The sequence below is a fragment of the Clostridium sulfidigenes genome, from assembly GCF_000732635.1.
Lineage (GTDB): Bacteria > Bacillota > Clostridia > Clostridiales > Clostridiaceae > Clostridium_J > Clostridium_J sulfidigenes.
In genome coordinates this window covers 71,097-87,973 of record NZ_JPMD01000010.1, presented here as the reverse complement: position 1 = coordinate 87,973, position 16,877 = coordinate 71,097, and the positions used below count along the sequence as shown (strand labels likewise).

At 28.8% G+C, this 16,877-nt stretch carries 15 protein-coding genes; all 15 read right to left on the bottom strand.

What is annotated here, in order from left to right:
• Positions 1-250: 250 nt before the first annotated feature.
• The 15 genes from IO99_RS04835 to glf all read right to left on the bottom strand — a co-directional run bounded on the left by IO99_RS04835 (position 251) and on the right by glf (position 16,877).
• Positions 251-1,159 carry a glycosyltransferase family 2 protein gene (locus tag IO99_RS04835; RefSeq protein ID WP_035130913.1) on the bottom strand — a complete coding sequence of 303 codons (909 nt, stop codon included), beginning with the start codon at positions 1,157-1,159 and terminating at the stop codon, positions 251-253.
• A 21-nt stretch (positions 1,160-1,180) separates the two neighbouring features.
• Positions 1,181-3,532 (bottom strand): preprotein translocase subunit SecA, encoded by a 2,352-nt coding sequence (gene secA / locus IO99_RS04830; protein ID WP_051823922.1) that lies wholly within the window; start codon positions 3,530-3,532, stop codon positions 1,181-1,183.
• Positions 3,529-4,827 carry an O-antigen polymerase gene (locus tag IO99_RS04825; RefSeq protein ID WP_035130911.1) on the bottom strand — a complete coding sequence of 433 codons (1,299 nt, stop codon included), beginning with the start codon at positions 4,825-4,827 and terminating at the stop codon, positions 3,529-3,531. Before IO99_RS04825 ends, secA begins: the two co-directional genes overlap by 4 nt.
• 25 nt (positions 4,828-4,852) lie before the next feature.
• Positions 4,853-5,533 carry an acyltransferase gene (locus IO99_RS04820; protein WP_035130909.1) on the bottom strand — a complete coding sequence of 227 codons (681 nt, stop codon included), beginning with the start codon at positions 5,531-5,533 and terminating at the stop codon, positions 4,853-4,855.
• Positions 5,534-5,548: 15 nt separating this feature from the next.
• Positions 5,549-6,601 (bottom strand): dTDP-glucose 4,6-dehydratase, encoded by a 1,053-nt coding sequence (gene rfbB, locus IO99_RS04815; RefSeq protein WP_035130907.1) that lies wholly within the window; start codon positions 6,599-6,601, stop codon positions 5,549-5,551.
• 17 nt (positions 6,602-6,618) lie between these two features.
• Positions 6,619-7,176: a dTDP-4-dehydrorhamnose 3,5-epimerase gene (gene rfbC / locus IO99_RS04810; protein ID WP_035130905.1), complete on the bottom strand. Its 558-nt coding sequence runs from the start codon at positions 7,174-7,176 to the stop codon at positions 6,619-6,621.
• A gap of 26 nt (positions 7,177-7,202) precedes the next feature.
• Positions 7,203-8,069, bottom strand: coding sequence for a glucose-1-phosphate thymidylyltransferase RfbA (gene rfbA, locus IO99_RS04805; protein WP_035130903.1), 867 nt, complete (start codon positions 8,067-8,069; stop codon positions 7,203-7,205).
• A gap of 29 nt (positions 8,070-8,098) precedes the next feature.
• Entirely contained in the window at positions 8,099-9,349 is a 1,251-nt protein-coding gene (locus IO99_RS04800) for an O-antigen ligase family protein (protein ID WP_035130901.1), read from the bottom strand.
• Positions 9,350-9,392: 43 nt separating this feature from the next.
• Positions 9,393-10,904 (bottom strand): lipopolysaccharide biosynthesis protein, encoded by a 1,512-nt coding sequence (locus tag IO99_RS04795; protein WP_035130899.1) that lies wholly within the window; start codon positions 10,902-10,904, stop codon positions 9,393-9,395.
• Entirely contained in the window at positions 10,901-11,893 is a 993-nt protein-coding gene (locus IO99_RS04790; protein ID WP_035130897.1) for a glycosyltransferase family 2 protein, read from the bottom strand. The genes IO99_RS04795 and IO99_RS04790 overlap by 4 nt, the downstream gene beginning before the upstream one ends.
• 12 nt (positions 11,894-11,905) lie before the next feature.
• Positions 11,906-12,979 carry a zinc-binding dehydrogenase gene (locus IO99_RS04785; protein WP_035130895.1) on the bottom strand — a complete coding sequence of 358 codons (1,074 nt, stop codon included), beginning with the start codon at positions 12,977-12,979 and terminating at the stop codon, positions 11,906-11,908.
• A gap of 115 nt (positions 12,980-13,094) precedes the next feature.
• Positions 13,095-13,802, bottom strand: coding sequence for a 2-C-methyl-D-erythritol 4-phosphate cytidylyltransferase (gene ispD, locus IO99_RS04780; protein WP_035130893.1), 708 nt, complete (start codon positions 13,800-13,802; stop codon positions 13,095-13,097).
• 44 nt (positions 13,803-13,846) lie between these two features.
• Entirely contained in the window at positions 13,847-14,974 is a 1,128-nt protein-coding gene (locus tag IO99_RS04775; RefSeq protein WP_051823921.1) for a CDP-glycerol glycerophosphotransferase family protein, read from the bottom strand.
• 29 nt (positions 14,975-15,003) lie between these two features.
• Positions 15,004-15,774 carry a DUF4422 domain-containing protein gene (locus IO99_RS04770; protein WP_035130889.1) on the bottom strand — a complete coding sequence of 257 codons (771 nt, stop codon included), beginning with the start codon at positions 15,772-15,774 and terminating at the stop codon, positions 15,004-15,006.
• Positions 15,774-16,877, bottom strand: coding sequence for a UDP-galactopyranose mutase (gene glf / locus IO99_RS04765; protein WP_035130887.1), 1,104 nt, complete (start codon positions 16,875-16,877; stop codon positions 15,774-15,776). The genes IO99_RS04770 and glf overlap by 1 nt, the downstream gene beginning before the upstream one ends.

The following is a 16,877-nucleotide window of genomic DNA, read 5'->3' as shown; positions in this document are numbered from 1 at the left end:
ATTTATTATAATTGCCATTTTTACTCATAAAAGATATTATACTACACAACACAAATTAATATATCAACAATTTATTCATTTTTTTCTAAATTATTTTATATTATTCTAATCAATAAATAAATATCCATTTATATAATATTCTATACCAATTTTAAAAATCCTCTTTTTTATAAAAAAATACAAAATATTAATATATTTTGTATTTAAATCATTTATATTTAATTTTTAATATAATTTAACATTTTGCATATTATTTAGTATTTGTAACGGCTCGCCCCATTTTTATTCCTTCTTTTAAAGCTTTGCTCTTGTCGAATTCTCTCTTAATAGAAAATTGTAAAAGTTTTATTATTCTAGTTGAATAAAAATACATCTTAGATTTTAAATATTTTTTCTTTGAAACTTTATATTTAAATTTATTCATAAATATAATTCTATTTCTAGTTCCCCACTTTATTCCAAAGGTAGATTCCTCACCACCTGAAGAAGCGCTTACTTTATGATATACTATTGATTTAGGACAGTAATATAACTCATAACCTGCTTCTTTTGCTTTTATGCAATAGTCTACATCTTCAAAATACATAAAATATTCTTCTGGAAGTCCACCTATTTTATCTATTACTTCTTTTCCTATAAGCATTACGCATCCTGTGATGAAATTTATAGGGCGTTCTTTATTATACTGACCTTCATCCTTGTGTCCTTCGCCTAAATGGTACCCATAGAACTTTTTAAAATCTATATCTCCACCACCATACCAAATGTGATCTCTATTACCCTCATACAAAATCTTAGAGCCAACAATACCAGGGTTAGTATGATTTTCATAACACTTTACTAGTTCTTTAAGAAAATCTTTATCTACTAAGGTATCATTATTAAGTAAAAGTATATAATCAGTTCCTTTTTTCATGGCATATTCTATTCCTATATTATTTCCCTTTGCAAAACCATCATTACAAGGAGATTTTAATAATATATGTGGAGTATCTTTTAATTCTTCTTTCAAAGTTTTATAGGAATTATCTGGCGATGCGTTATCCACCACCAGAATTTCATAGTTATTGTATTCTATTTGTTCTAAACTTTTAATGCAATTTAAGGTATCCTCTGTTCCACAATAGTTTAAAAGTATTATTGTAACCTTCTTATCCATTGATATCTCCTTTGTATGTAGTTAAATATATGTATTGATTTTAATATTCATTATATACCTTACTACATTTTTTTGAAGATTATACATCATTACATTAAAGATTTCACTAGCTTCACTAGTATACCCAACAATAGGATCCTTTTGATTGTAACTTTGAAGAGATACATATTTCCTTAGGTTTGTAAGGGTTTCTATGTTGTCTATCCATGTTGAATCGACAGTTTTTAATAGTATCCTTTTTTGCACTGCTACAAATTCTTCTCCTATAGTCTCTTTTTTATTATCGTAAATATCTATTGCTACTTTAGATAATTCTGATAATATTTTTTCATTGCTTAGATCCTTAAAGCTATCTGAATTTATTTCTGCATTTCCTAATAAATCTTTCATAATACTCATTAGGTTCATTAGTTTTTCTTCAAAATTATCATTATCTGCATCTATAAGTATATTTTCTGCTTCTTTTTCAATGACATTTTTCATCATGGCCTTTATTTCATCTTCAACATTTTCTTTTTCAACTACTTCATTTCTTTGCTTATATAGTATTTCCCTTTGTTTGTTTAGTACATCATCATACTTAACTACATTTTTTCTAGCTTCAAAGTTAAAGGATTCTGCTACTGACTGTGATACTTCAATAAGCTCATTTATTTTTTTATTGTTTATTTCTTCAGTTTCTAAAAACTTGGTGTTTTTTTCTATTCTTTCAAGTCTTTCTTTTCCAAATCTTTTTACTATCTCATCTTCTAAGGATACATAAAATACTGATTCTCCATTATCTCCTTGTCTTCCTGAACGACCTCTAAGTTGGTTATCTATTCTTCTAGACATATGTCTTTCAGTTCCTATAACCTTAAGACCTCCTAGTTTTTCTACACCTTCTGCAAGTTTTATATCCGTACCTCTACCAGCCATATTTGTAGCTATGGTTATAGCTCCTTTTTGTCCTGCATTTTTTATTATTTCCGCTTCACGGGCATGCTCTTTAGCATTTAAAACCTCATGCGGTATACCTTTCTTTTTTAACATAAAGGAAAGTATTTCTGAGTTATCAATGCTAGATGTACCTACTAATATTGGTTGTCCATTTTTATGAGTTTCTTCTATATCCTCTACAACTCTTTTAAATTTCTCATATTCTGTTTTAAATATCCTGTCTTCTCTATCTATTCTTTGAATAGGTCTGTGAGTTGGAATAACTACCACATCTAATTTATATATTTCTTGAAATTCTGATGATTCTGTATCTACAGTTCCCGACATACCAGATAATTTTTTGTAGAGTTTGAAATAATTCTGATATGTAATTGTAGCAAGGGTGTCATTTTCTTCTTTGATTTTAACTTTTTCCTTAGCTTCTATGGCTTGATGTAGACCTTCACTAAAACGTCTACCTTCCATAACTCTGCCTGTGTATTGATCTACAATCATTACTTCTCCATCTCTGATAATGTAGTCAATACCAAGACTCATTACATAATTGGCTCTAAGTGCCGTCATAGTATGATGCTGAATATCCATGTTTTTTTCATCAGAGAAGTTTTCAATGCCATAATACTTTTCAGCTTTTTCAACGCCCTCATCTGTTAAGATTATTGCTTTTACCTTTTCATCTATTTCATAATCTTCATCCTTTTTTAATCCCTTTGCAAAGATATCTGCCACCTTATATATTTGAGTGGAACTCTTTCCTTGTCCTGAAATTATAAGAGGAGTTCTTGCTTCATCAATAAATATAGAATCTACCTCATCAATTAAAGCAAAGTTTAACTTTCTTTGCACTCTCTCACTTGGATCAATAACCATATTATCTCTTAAATAGTCAAATCCATATTCACTGTTAGTCCCATAGGTTATATCACAATTATAAGCTTCTCTTCTTTCATCAGGTTTCATAGGTTGAAGGATAACTCCCGTTGCTAAACCTAAAAATCTATATACTTGTCCCATTTCTTCACAGTCTCTTTCTGCTAGATAGTCATTAACTGTGACTATATGAACCCCATCTCCTGAAAGACCATTTAAATATGCAGGACAGGTTGCTACTAAAGTTTTACCTTCACCAGTTTTCATCTCTGCAATTCTTCCTTGGTGAAGGACTATTCCTCCTATTAATTGCTCTCTATAGTGTTTCATGTTTAAAACTCTATAAGAAGCCTCTCTAACTACAGCAAAGGCTTCTACCAAAAGATTATCTAAGGTTTCTCCCTTAGATAATCTTTCTTTAAACTCTTCAGTTTTTTCTTTTAGCTCTTGGTCTGTAAGCTTTGTCATTGATTCATCTAAAGCCATAATCTTATCTGCAATAATTCCTAATTTCTTTACTTCTTTCCTACTATAGTTTCCAAAAAAGTTTTTAATTATATTCATTTTATCCTCCATTGTGTCCATTTCTTATAACCAAATTCAATACATAGTAATAACATTATATTTATAATTAGTATAGATATTCTAAATGAATTTGTAAACACACTCCATAATAATAAACTTAAGGTATTTGTATATATAAGTATTTTTGTTATAGATGTAATTTCTCTTTTACTTTTTATAACTTTAATAGAAACATAGGCTATTAATAAATATATTGCTAAGTATACTAAAAATCCAAATACTCCAAAGTCCTGAAATGCATCTGGTATAAATGACGCTGCATTTAACCCTGACACTTTCTCAAGATGTGGTATATAAGTAGCCCTTGTAAGCATCCATGCCTTATATTCTTCACCTTTTCCTAATATAGTTGCTCCAAATTTAATAAAGGGATAGAGTAAATTGTTGAAATATGTTAGGTTCACCACCTGATTTTCCAAAGAAAATGCTACATTTTCAAGGGGACTTGTAAGATATAAAAATATCCATACCAATCCTGAAGGTATCATTTCATTAACTCCATAATGCTTCCAAAGATTTGTTTTATATACTTTTTCAAAGGCATATTCCATTCTTATATTTCCGATGTATCCAAAGAACCATATAAATACTGCTACTAAAGATCCTAGTAATCCATATGTTACCCCTCTTTGTTTCTTAGTTAATTTAGACTTTATATTTATAAAATTAAATACTTCATAAATTCCTATAGTTATAAATAAAAATGTAATTGGACCTCTATTTAGTGTTAAGAATAGTATTAATATAGATCCAAATAATACTAGGAAATCTTTTATATTTTTAAACCTTCTAAACAGTATGTATTTTATTTCAGAAACTAACACAAGCATATAAATTATATATGCTGCATAATGATCAACTTGTTGTTTATCAACCTTGTTTGCTTCAAGAATCTCTAGTCCATACTTATATGCATTATATATAAATACTAGTGACGCTATTATGAATATTAAATCTGCTATTCTTGAGTATATCTTATATTGTTTTCTATCTGTGAAATTATTAAATACTAATTTAATATCATCTTCTCCAACTGATATTTTTTTAGATAGTATAAAAAAGGTTATTAGGATTGCTCCCACAACTATATTTATCTGAATATTAGGATTATAAAGAGTGCTTATCTTTAAATTATACAAAATTAATGCTGTTATCCATAAAATAAACATTACTTTCCCTTGATCTACAAGAAATGATATCCCTTGTTTTCTCCCAAAATTAACTACAAAGGCTACCAGAATTAAAATTTGAATAATTGCCAATACTTCGTACATAAATACCTCCTAATATACTTTCCAACTACACTTTAAATGTAACATTCTCTTTTAAGATTCTAATTGGTTCTCCTCCAATTAAGCTATTCTCTTTTTCCTTTATGCTTTTTAAAGCTCCTTTATTAAGGGTGCTTCCTGCAGCTACTATAGTTCCTTTAGGAAGTTTTACCCCTTTTAAAAGAATTACTCTTGAACCAATCCAACTATTATCTCCAATATCTATAGGCTCATCTTTATTTATTACTATATTTTCACTATTTATAATAGGATGTAAATCACTATCCATTATTTGAGCTTGCCAAGAAATCATAACATTTTCACCTAAAGATATTTCTCTTCTGCAAATTATAGATGACTCTGCTGTTACTATTAAATTATTACCTATATTTAATTTCCCTTCATCTTCAACAGAAACTTTAATTCCATGTCCTAGTGTGGCAGTCCCACTAAAATTTACTGTTCCAGAAACATTCCAAACACTTCTTGATCTCATGGAATCAAAAATTCCAACTTCTCCAAATCCAAGCTTAATCATTGCCGGTTTTATAACATTACTATTAATATTTACATTACCTCGTGACTTCATTAACCACACTCTATGAGATACAATTATAGGTAATTTTATAGCTTTTTTAAAAGGTAAATATTTAAAGTTGAAATATATGGTTTTAGGTATGGCTCTAATAATTAAGTAAAGTCTTCTCATAACTTAATTGCTCTCCTATTTATTATACATTTTGTTGTAGTAATTTTCATATTCTCCAGATGTTATCTCTTCCATCCACTGTTTATTTTTTAAATACCACTTTATAGTTTTAATTATTCCCTTTTCAAAAGAGGTTTCTGGATACCATCCCAATTCATCTTTAATTTTACTAGGATCTATACCATATCTTCTATCGTGACCTTTTCTATCTTCTACATAGGTGATTAGCTCTTCTGTTATAGTGTTATCATACTCTCTATTTAAATATTCTATAACTTCTTTTACTATCTCAATATTTTTTCTTTCATTATGTCCACCTACATTGTAAACTTCACCTATAGTTCCATTATTAATCACCATATCAATAGCTTTGCAATGATCTTCTACATAAAGCCAATCCCTTACATTAAGACCATCTCCATATATAGGTAGTGCTTTATGATTTATTGCATTATTAATAAGTAATGGTATTAATTTTTCTGGGAATTGAAAAGGCCCATAATTATTAGAACATCTTGTAATAGTTATAGGCATCTGAAAAGTATCAAAGTAAGCCTTTACCATTAAATCTGATGAAGCTTTACTTGCAGAATATGGACTATGAGGATCTAAGCTAGTGCTTTCTGTAAAATAACCTGTTTCTCCTAATGATCCATATACTTCATCTGTTCCAACTTGGTGAAATCTCTTTCCTTCTTTCCATTTTCCATCTACATACCAAGCTTTTTTAGCACAGTTTAGAAGATTTAAGGTTCCCAGTACATTTGTTTTTACAAAGGTTTCAGGGTCTTCAATACTTCTGTCTACATGACTTTCAGCTGCAAAGTTTACGACATAATCTACTTTAAAATCCTCAAATATTTTATTTACCAGGAAATTATCCCTTATATCCCCATGAACAAAATGATAGTTTACATCACTTTCTATCTCTTTAAGATTATTTAGGTTTCCAGCGTAGGTTAAACTATCCAGGTTTATTATTTTTATATCCTTGAAATTTTTTAACATATATATTATAAAGTTTGAGCCTATAAAACCTGCTCCTCCAGTAACTAAGTATGTTTTCATTTTCCTTCTCCTCTCACCTAAAAAGGGCTATTAAATTCAGATACAAATTGCTGCTCTTTATCTTTATCTGAAAGAATTACTTCTTCTATTTTATCCAGTGGCCACTTTATCCCAATAGTTTCATCATTCCAACGAATGCCACTATCATATTCTGGATGATAAAAATCTGAACATTTATAGTTAAAGGTTACCTCATTGGATAAAACTAAAAATCCATGGGCAAAGCCCTCCGGAATATAAAATTGAGTTTTATTTTCTCCTGAGAGATATACCCCTTCCCACTTTAAATAGGTTGGTGAATCCTTTCTAAGGTCTACAGCCACATCAAAGATTTCTCCATGAATAACTCTTACTAGTTTTCCTTGAGAATGTTTTGTTTGAAAATGAAGCCCTCTTAATACTCCCTTTGTTGAAAAAGATTCATTATCTTGTACAAATTCCATTGTTAGTCCATTTTCAAAGAACGCCTTTTTACTATAGGTTTCCATAAAATATCCTCTATTATCATGAAATACCTTTGGCTTTACTATATATAGATCTTCAATAGATGTTTTTTCAAATATGAAATTACTCATAATCTTTCCCTCACAATTTTCTATACTTACTCTTCTGAAATTTCAATAAGATATTTTCCATAATCACTCTTTATTAGTGGCTCCGCTAGTTTTCTTAGTTGTTCTTTATTTATCCAACCTTTTCGAAATGCAATTTCTTCTAGACTTGCTATATATGTACCTTGAGTACTTTGAACTGCTTCTACAAAATTTGACGCTTTAAGCATAGAGCTATGGGTACCTGTATCTAACCAAGCCATTCCTCTTCCTAATAAATCTACCTTTAGTGTATTTTCTTTCATATACAGTTTGTTTAAATCAGTTATTTCTAGTTCCCCTCTTTTGGATGGCTTTAAAGATTTTGCCTTTTCAATTACAGAGTTGTCATAAAAATATAATCCTGGTACTGCATATTTAGATTTTGGTTTTTCTGGTTTTTCTTCTAAAGATAAAACCCTATTGTTTTCATCGAATTCTACTACTCCAAATTCCCTTGGATTTTGAACATAATATCCATATATAAGAGCTCCTTTTTCTATTTCAGCTCCTGCCTTTAAATGTTTATCAAAACTTTGTCCCCAAAATATATTATCCCCTAAAATAAGAGCTACATTGTCTTCTCCTATAAAATCCTCTCCAATGATAAATGCCTCTGCTAGTCCATTAGGAGCTTCTTGAACTTCATAGCTTATATCAAGCCCTAATTCACTTCCATCACCAAAAAGCTCTTTAAAGGTTTCCAAATCTCTTTTAGTGGATATTATTAAAATTTCTCTAATTCCTGATAACATAAGTACTGACATTGGATAATAAATCATAGGTTTATCGTATATTGGTACCATTTGCTTTGACATAGCCTTTGTAACAGGATATAGTCTTGTTCCTGAACCTCCAGCAAGTACAATTCCCTTCATAATAAACGCTCCTTTAATCTATTTTAAAATTAGATACTTTCTTTGGATATTCTTGAAAGCATATTTGTAAAAACTACAAGTAATATATAGGAAGAGTTGCATGGCTTCATAAGGGAGCTTTCAACTAAATTAAATACTAATATAAATATAAAGTAAGACATTATATATCCTATATACTTATTATTTTTATTTAGATTAACTTTTGTGGTTTCTTTTAGTTTTTTTACCATGTAAGCAATCCAAATAATTATAGCTATTACTCCCACTACTCCAAATTCTATTAATAAATCCAAATAACCATTATGGGAGTTTACAGGAAGCTCATATTTATATTCTGATAAAACAAATAATACGGAATGTGGGTTTACAGTCCAAAATGCCCCAAAACCATACCCTAAAAGTGGTTTATATACTATAGCTGCTATAACACCTGCCCAAATTACACTTCTGCCAGTTAATGTAGAATTTCTACCAAGGCTCTCCAATATTTCTTTGAACCAATTTGGTGTAAAAACCAATACTAAAACCCCTATTATCATTAAAGGAATAATACTATAACATAAAATTGTATTAAACTTTTTATATCTGGTGAAATATATAAGAAATATAATTAAAATACCTAATAGTAATGAAGTCATACTTTTGCTTAAATATAAAAGAATCCCTCCACCTATAACAGTAGCTATAGGTATATATTTATTTACCTTCTCTTTGTTTTGCAATATAAACCATAATCCTACACCAATAGCCATAGACATATATAATCCCAATGTATTTCTATGTTTAAATATACCCTTAATTGCATTGTTATATCTAGTTTCTTCTATCTGATAGATAATATCAGATTTAAATATTACGAGAACTAGATTTATTACTACTAAAGCAAAAAACCATATTAATAAACTTTTCATTATTTCTTCTTTTTCATAATTTTTGCTTATATACATGGCTAAAATTGTAGTACCCACAAGTAATATGGAACCTTTTATAGTATCTTTAGGGGAAATACTCCAAATTACAGATATAAAACTAAAAACACATAATAATAAGAAAGTTATATTTATATCCTTGTTGATCTGCTTATTCTTTATCATTAATACAATAAGTATAAGTGGAACTATTATGAAAAATGCATTTTTCCCCATATTTATAATTTCTATATCTGTAACTAATTCTATGGAAGAACTCAAAAGCATTGTAAGAAATACTAATCCGTATTTGAACCAATTACTGTTACAAATATTTATAATTTTATCTTTATCTCTATTTAATTTCATCATATTTATTTCTACCACCTCAAACATTCTATACTGAATAGTCTTTCTAACGCCTTTTTAGTTTCTTAATCACTAACCCTTTATAATATAAAAACTCCTCACTTCTATAGAAAATTACCAAATAAGTTAGATTTATTACTACTACATTTAATACAACCTCTATTAAAAATGAAAAAATTATATTTTCAACATTTATAAAGCTTCCTATAATTCTAGTTAATAAAAAGGGTATAACTCCAATACCTAAATACCCAATGTACCTTACAATATATTGACTTAAACTTCTTTTAAATACCTTATTAAATACCACTTTAGGCTTAACCCAGAATACTACAGATAAGTTACTTATCAATGTTCCTACAAATACACCTACAAGGCCAAATTTTTTAACTAACATAATTGAAAAAACTAAGTTTATAATAACTTCAAAAATAGGAGCATATCTATCCTCATAATATAGACCTCCACTTTCTTTAAACTTATCTATACACATTCTCATTGTAGTTATATAAAAGTTTGCTAGGAGAACTATTACCACCATATTGTCTAAAATGTATTCTTTTCCAATCCATATAGTAACAAATTTATCAAAGGCATTATAAAGAGAAATTGTTGCCATAGACGAAATCCAAAAATTCACAAACATCAACTTTTTAAATATCCCAAAGGATTTTTCAGAATCTCCTTCTGTAAGAAGATTTCCTATGCTAGCTGTAAGTCCTTCAAAAATCTTATTAATAAAATTTTGACAAAATGATATTACCATTTGGTAGTTTGTATACATTGCAACTATTTTTAAATTCAAATAGTATGATATTAGCATGTTATCAGTTCCAAAAACTACAAAGGCTCCCACCTTATGAATAAATAATGCTTTTATATTTTTTATTATATTATTCTTCTCTTTAACTTCTGAAACTTCTGTTTCCTTAAACCAAGGAAACTTCTTTTTAACCATATAGTTTATAGTTATTAAGTATCCTACATTAGTTAAAATCTGTATTGCTATATAAAGTAAAAATGATTTAAATATAAACAACATAAATATCTGGACTATGCCTCTTACAGCTTTAAATGCAAAATCACAAATTGATATTATATATCCCTTTTGGCTTGCATATAGCATACATGTTTTATAAGAAAAATAATATGTTAATGTAGTATCTATAACATAAAGAATAAAACATATCCTTACATAGTCTATAGGTATTTGATTTTTAACAAAAATACCCAAAGCACCTGAAAGTACAATTCCTGCTATTAACACTATAGTTCCAGATACCTTGTAAATCTTAGAGTATAAATTTACTGTACTCTTTATCTGAACCCTATCATCTTCTGCAAAGGGTTTATATAATGAGAACATTATGGCCATGCCAACTCCAGATTCTACCAAGTTCAAGAAACTTAGTACATTTTGAAGCAATCCTTGGAGTCCTGCCATATCTTGTCCTAACATATTTATAAATATCCTTCTATTTATGAATGTTAGAAGCATTAAAACCACATATGTTATGGTACCATATATTACATTACGTTTTGCATACTTTAATCTCATTGTATTTTACCCATTCTTCCATAGATATTAAAAACCTTATAGGCTATCTTAGGAAATCTCAAAATCATAAGGGAAGCCACTTTAAATTTCTTACTTTTAGGATTAAACCCTTTTAAAAAATTTCGTACATCTTCCCTCATTATAAACTCATATAACTCTTTTTTATCTGCTCCACCCTTTGCCATAGTAGAAAAAATTCTTATTATATTTCTTGGTATATGGTAGTTCAATAGAGCGTTTTTAATATTTTTATCCTTACAAACTTCTTTGTTATACTCTAAAATTTTCACATCTGAATCATGGAGATTATAATAGGCTGTACTTGGTGTCTTCGTTACAGAAGTTCCTCTTCTTACATAATTCACTAAAGGTTCCTTAACACAGCCTACGGACTCTGCTCTTGTAAGAGCTTTAATTATAAAGACAGTATCCTCCCCAAATTTTATATCTGTTGGAAACTTCAAGGCTTCCTCTATTATAAAGCTTCTTAAATAAAATCCTGATATTGCACTAATCCAAAATTCATTTCTAAGCATTCTTGCAGCAGCATCTTTTCCTTCTAATATGGAATCTATGTATTTATGAACCTTTGAGATAACACTATAATTATTATCAGCACTTAGATGTGTATAGCCGCAAAATACTATATATGTACCTTCTTTTTCAGCATAATTGTAGAACTTCTCAAGACATTGCTTTTCAATATAGTCATCACCATCTAAAAAATATAAGTATTTTCCCTTAGCTAGAGATATGCCTTGGTTTCTTGCGTTGCTTACCCCTTGATTTTTTTTATTTATAATGGTGTAAGTCAAATTATACTTTATAAGTTCTTCTTCACATATAATATTACAATTATCAGTGGAACCATCATTTATAACTATTACTTCAAAATCTTTGAAACTCTGCACTGCAAGAGATTCTATAGTTTTCTTTATATAACTTCCCACATTATAAATTGGTATTATTACTGAAATCTTAGTGTTCATATTCTTTCCCTTCTATATTGAAAACTTCATTATAGTTTTTCCCAAAGATTTATTTTTTACTTCTTCTTCAAAAACTACATAATAATCGCTAATGTTATTTATTACTTTCACGCCATTTATTAACTGTTCTATAGAATTTGAGTAATTAAGATTTTCCATCAGCTTTACAGATTCCTGAAAATCCTCTATAGAACTTCTTGTAGTTCCAGTGAGTCTTAGACCTTTTTCTAGTATTTTTCTAGTATTGATTTCTATATTTTCTTCTGAAACTCCTGTTAAAACTATTTCTCCACCAATAGCTATGGAATCTATAATTTCATTTATTGCTCCTTGTGAACCAATTCCTCCAACACATTCAAAGGCTATGTCCATATTTAACTCTTTTAGAGATGACTGCCCTACTAAATAATAATTATCAACAGGAAATTTTTTTAACTTTTCTTCATGCTTTCCTATAACTATAATTTTACTATTAGTTTTACTCTTTAAAACAGAAGCTAGAATATATCCCACAATTCCATCTCCCCATAGGGCTATGGTTTTACTATTTAAATCTCTAACCCTTCTCATAGCTGCCATAGCAACAGAAGTAAGTTCTGAAAATACTGCCACTTCCTTGGAAACCTTATGTCCAACTTTCACTATATTAGATATAGGAAATGATATATACTCACAAGAGAAACCATCTATATTACTAGAGGCAAACTTTGCCTTAGGACAATAATTTTCTCCTAAGTTATTATCTTTAAGAGGGCATATTGCTACATTTTTATATAAATTGCAATTACCTTCTCCCCCATTAATACTACAGTCAGTTATGTTTGGAACTAAAACCACAGTATCTCCAATTTCAAATGTATTTGTAGGATCTTTAATAATTGTTCCCACAGCCTCATGTAAAAGTCTCATAGGATACTTAAGACCTAATATTCTTTCTGATCTCAAACCTAAAAAATATCTTAAGTCTGCCTTGCAAATAGCTGCCATATCTATCTTCACAAGGGCTTCATTGGCTTTTATATTTACATCTTCATAATATATTTCAAAGGTATTGGGAGAAACTATTTTAAACCCTTTACTTAACACACTTATCACCACCTAAAGCCTATATCTATATTTAATAATTTAGCTTTTTAGCTATATAACTATTTAACTACTCACATATTTAACAATTTTACTGTTTAACTATTCAACTATTTAACTATTTAACTTCTAACTTTCCTAGCTTTATTACAGATTTTAATATTAACAAATCTTCAAAGGTTGTAACCTTAAAGTTAAGTTTATCTCCCTTAACTAAATGAACCTTTTCTCCTAACTTAAGAATTAGCTGACAGTCATCTGTAGCTGTGTTAATATTATTTTCTTTAGCATGATCATGTGCCTTCTTTATTAGGGCATATTCAAAGCTCTGAGGTGTTTGACCTAAATGAAGTTCATGTCTTGGGGGTACTTCCTCAATAAATTCTCCATCTAAGGTTTTTATAATAGTATCTGCACTTGGAATAACTGTGTCTACAGCTTTATATTCCTTTGCACCTTCTATGTTCTCATCAATTATTCTTTGAGATATAAGTGGTCTTGCAGCATCGTGAACAACTACTATATCATCACCACCACAAAACTCCTCTATAGCCTTAAGTCCATTTTCCACAGAGGATTGTCTTGTATCTCCGCCATCTACTATCCACTTAACCTTTGTAAGCCCATATTTTCTAACCCATATATTTAAATCCTCTTTATAGTCTGATTTACATATAACCGCTATATAATCAATGTTGGGATTTATATCAAAAGCCTCTATGGTATGTACAATTAATGGTTTACCGTATATATCTATAAACTGCTTTGGAAGATCACCACCCATTCTAGTGCCACTTCCTCCTGCAAGTATTAATCCTATATTCATAGCTTCCTCCTTTATTAGTGATCAATGATAGATATTCATTGAATTTAAAAGTTTAAAAAATAATCTACAAATCTTTTTGAAGCCTCGCCATCTTTATATTCACAAAATCTACTTGAGAAACTATTTATTCTATCTATATCAAAGTCACCCATTGCAGCATTGTTAATAAAGGTTACTATCTCTTCAGTAGTATTCATCATTTCTCCTGGAATAAAATCTTCAAAATGAAAATAAAAATTTCTAAGCTCTTCTTTATATTTATGGAAATCATAGGTGAAGAAGGCCATTGGCTTCTTAAGTAGGGAATACTCAAATATCACTGATGAATAATCAGTGATTAAACAATTAGATACAATCATTAGATCATTTATGTTTTCTTTACCCATATCTATAACAAAATCCTTAACCTCATCATCTATTTCATAGGAATTTCTTATAATTGGGTGTAATTTAAATATAAATTTATAGTTATCTCCAAAGTTGTTTTTTAATAATTTTAGATTTAACTGCATATTAAAATATTCCTTTTCATCATCCCTAAAGGTTGGAGCATATAATATAAGCTTTTTATCCTTAAGGCTAGGATATTTATTATAAAATCTAATCCTTGCTTTTTCTATCTCTTCTTCATTAATCAAAACATCAGTTCTTGGAATTCCCATAGATAATATTTTATTTTCCTCTACATTTAATGCTTTAGAATAAATACTTCTTAGTTCTGATGAACTAACTAAAAGGTAATCGATATTTTTACTATCTCTTTCAAATCTATTTATTTCTTCTTCGCTTTTAGCAGAATCTATACCAAATCTCTTAAAAGCTCCCATTGCATGCCATGTATTAATCATAATGGTACCACTTCGCTTTTTTAAAAAGTGATAATAATGATTATTGGTTATCCAATATTTAGATGTAGCAAGGTAATACAAATGTAATGGTGTTCTAGTTTTAACTACCTTTACATTGTTAACATCTATAGTTATCCCTTTATTCAAAGGAATTATAATCTCAACTGTGAGATTTCTTTTTTCAATCTCCTTATATATATATAATAGATTTCCATAAAATCCTTTTCCGTAATCACATTCCATTATTATTCTATCTTTTTTTATTGGGATCAAAGAAAAAAGTTTATATATAAGACTAGAGAATATAAATATTAATTTTCTCACTGTATGTCTCTCCTCTTTAACATTAACTGTTATTTAATAAACTTCCTTTTCAAAAAGTTTATACCCTTATTCCACCAATTTATTCCTTCCATATTTATAACAGGAATTTCTTTGATTTTTAGGTTATGTTTTTTTATCCATACATTAAATAGTCTTTCGCTTAAAAATCCAAAAATTCTACTTTGATAGTTATCATAGTTACTTATATCTATTTGACTTTCTAACTTAAATAAAATATCAAAGAGCCATTTGCAATACTCATCAAAATCCTTTTTTTTCATAATGAACATATTATATAAATAAAGCTTTTTCCCACCCATTACTTCATTAAAGCTTTCAGTATATTCACTGTGATATTCTTTAATTATTTCTCTTACCTTATTTAAATCCTCTATATGATGGGCATTTTTATAGTGTGATTCTACTGTTTCAATATAATAATTTCTCTTACTTGGTAAAACTATATCAGCATCTTTAAGTAGCTGTAATGCCTCTTCCTCTTTAATGATTAGAGAAAACTTATCGTCTTTGGATAAAACTCTATTTACTAAAGGTTTAACTGTAAAATATCTTCTGTAGTGACTTAATCCTATATATTCACAATCTATATTTTTATAAACCCAATATAATCCTGTTAACTCACAGTAATTTGAATTTTTAATAGATATATTATCTCCTGTATTGTCACCTAAATATCCTAAATCATTCTTACCCTCTCTACCTACATGTAGCGGAATATACATTTTTTCCAGTGGCATTTTATAGTTTTTATGTGTAGCAACATACACCCTTATATCCATTACTTAAACTCCTCTTTTATACGTTCTATAGCAGCCTTTATCACATTATGCATGTCATAATATTTATATTGGCCAAGTCTTCCTCCAAAAATAACCTTTTCTTCTTTTTCACTTAATTCTTTATACTTTTCATATATTAAACTATTTTTCTCATCTAATACTGGGTAGTAAGGCTCGTCCCCTTTTTCCCATTCCTTTGGATATTCTTTAGTTATAAAAGTATTTTCTCCTGTTCCAAATTCAAAATGCTTATGTTCGATTATTCTTGTGTATGGTGTCTCGCTATCAGTATAATTAATCACCGCATTACCTTGATAGTTATTAGTCTCTTTAAACTCAGTTTCAAACCTTAGTGTTCTATATTCTAAAACTCCAAATTTATAATCATAAAATTCATCAATCATTCCCGTAAACACTATTTTATCTGAAATTGCAACAATTTCATCTTTAATCTTAAAAAAGTCTGTGCTTAGCTTAACTTCTATTCCTTCTAATAATGTTTCTATAAGTTTATTATATCCACCTACAGGAATACCTTGATATTTATCATTGAAATAGTTATTGTCATAGGTGTATCTAACAGGAAGTCGTTTTATGATAAAAGATGGCAACTCTGTGCACTTTCTACCCCATTGTTTTTCTGTATATCCCTTAATTAACTTTTCATATATATCTGTTCCTACTAAGGATATGGCCTGTTCTTCTAAGTTTTCAGGAGTCTTTCCTCCTAATACTTGTTTTTGTCCTTCTATCTTTTCTTTTGCTTCCTCTGGAGTTATTACTCCCCAAAGCTTATTAAAAGTATTCATATTAAAGGGTAGATTATATAACTCTCCCTTATAGTTGGCTATAGGTGAATTAGTAAATCTGTTAAATGTAACAAAATTATTTACATATTCCCATATCTCGTCATCACTGGTATGAAAAATATGTGCTCCATATGTGTGTATATTAATTCCATCTTTATTTTCACAATATACGTTCCCACCTATATGGTTTCTTTTATCAATAACCAAGCATTTTTTTCCTCTTTTTTTAGCTTCATGGGCAAATACTGACCCATAAAGCCCTGCTCCAACTATCACATAATCATATTTTTTCAT

What these genes read in the sequence shown, in the direction of transcription:
- IO99_RS04800 (WP_035130901.1), bottom strand. Translation starts at nt 9,349, where the DNA reads ATGATGAAATTAAATAGAGATAAAGATAAAATTATAAATATTTGTAAC.
- rfbB (WP_035130907.1), bottom strand. Translation starts at nt 6,601, where the DNA reads ATGAAAACATACTTAGTTACTGGAGGAGCAGGTTTTATAGGCTCAAAC.
- IO99_RS04825 (WP_035130911.1), bottom strand. Translation starts at nt 4,827, where the DNA reads ATGTACGAAGTATTGGCAATTATTCAAATTTTAATTCTGGTAGCCTTT.
- glf (WP_035130887.1), bottom strand. Translation starts at nt 16,877, where the DNA reads ATGAAAAAATATGATTATGTGATAGTTGGAGCAGGGCTTTATGGGTCA.
- ispD (WP_035130893.1), bottom strand. Translation starts at nt 13,802, where the DNA reads ATGAATATAGGATTAATACTTGCAGGAGGAAGTGGCACTAGAATGGGT.
- rfbA (WP_035130903.1), bottom strand. Translation starts at nt 8,069, where the DNA reads ATGAAGGGAATTGTACTTGCTGGAGGTTCAGGAACAAGACTATATCCT.
- IO99_RS04795 (WP_035130899.1), bottom strand. Translation starts at nt 10,904, where the DNA reads ATGAGATTAAAGTATGCAAAACGTAATGTAATATATGGTACCATAACA.
- IO99_RS04820 (WP_035130909.1), bottom strand. Translation starts at nt 5,533, where the DNA reads ATGAGAAGACTTTACTTAATTATTAGAGCCATACCTAAAACCATATAT.
- secA (WP_051823922.1), bottom strand. Translation starts at nt 3,532, where the DNA reads ATGAATATAATTAAAAACTTTTTTGGAAACTATAGTAGGAAAGAAGTA.
- IO99_RS04835 (WP_035130913.1), bottom strand. Translation starts at nt 1,159, where the DNA reads ATGGATAAGAAGGTTACAATAATACTTTTAAACTATTGTGGAACAGAG.
- IO99_RS04790 (WP_035130897.1), bottom strand. Translation starts at nt 11,893, where the DNA reads ATGAACACTAAGATTTCAGTAATAATACCAATTTATAATGTGGGAAGT.
- rfbC (WP_035130905.1), bottom strand. Translation starts at nt 7,176, where the DNA reads ATGAGTAATTTCATATTTGAAAAAACATCTATTGAAGATCTATATATA.
- IO99_RS04770 (WP_035130889.1), bottom strand. Translation starts at nt 15,774, where the DNA reads ATGGATATAAGGGTGTATGTTGCTACACATAAAAACTATAAAATGCCA.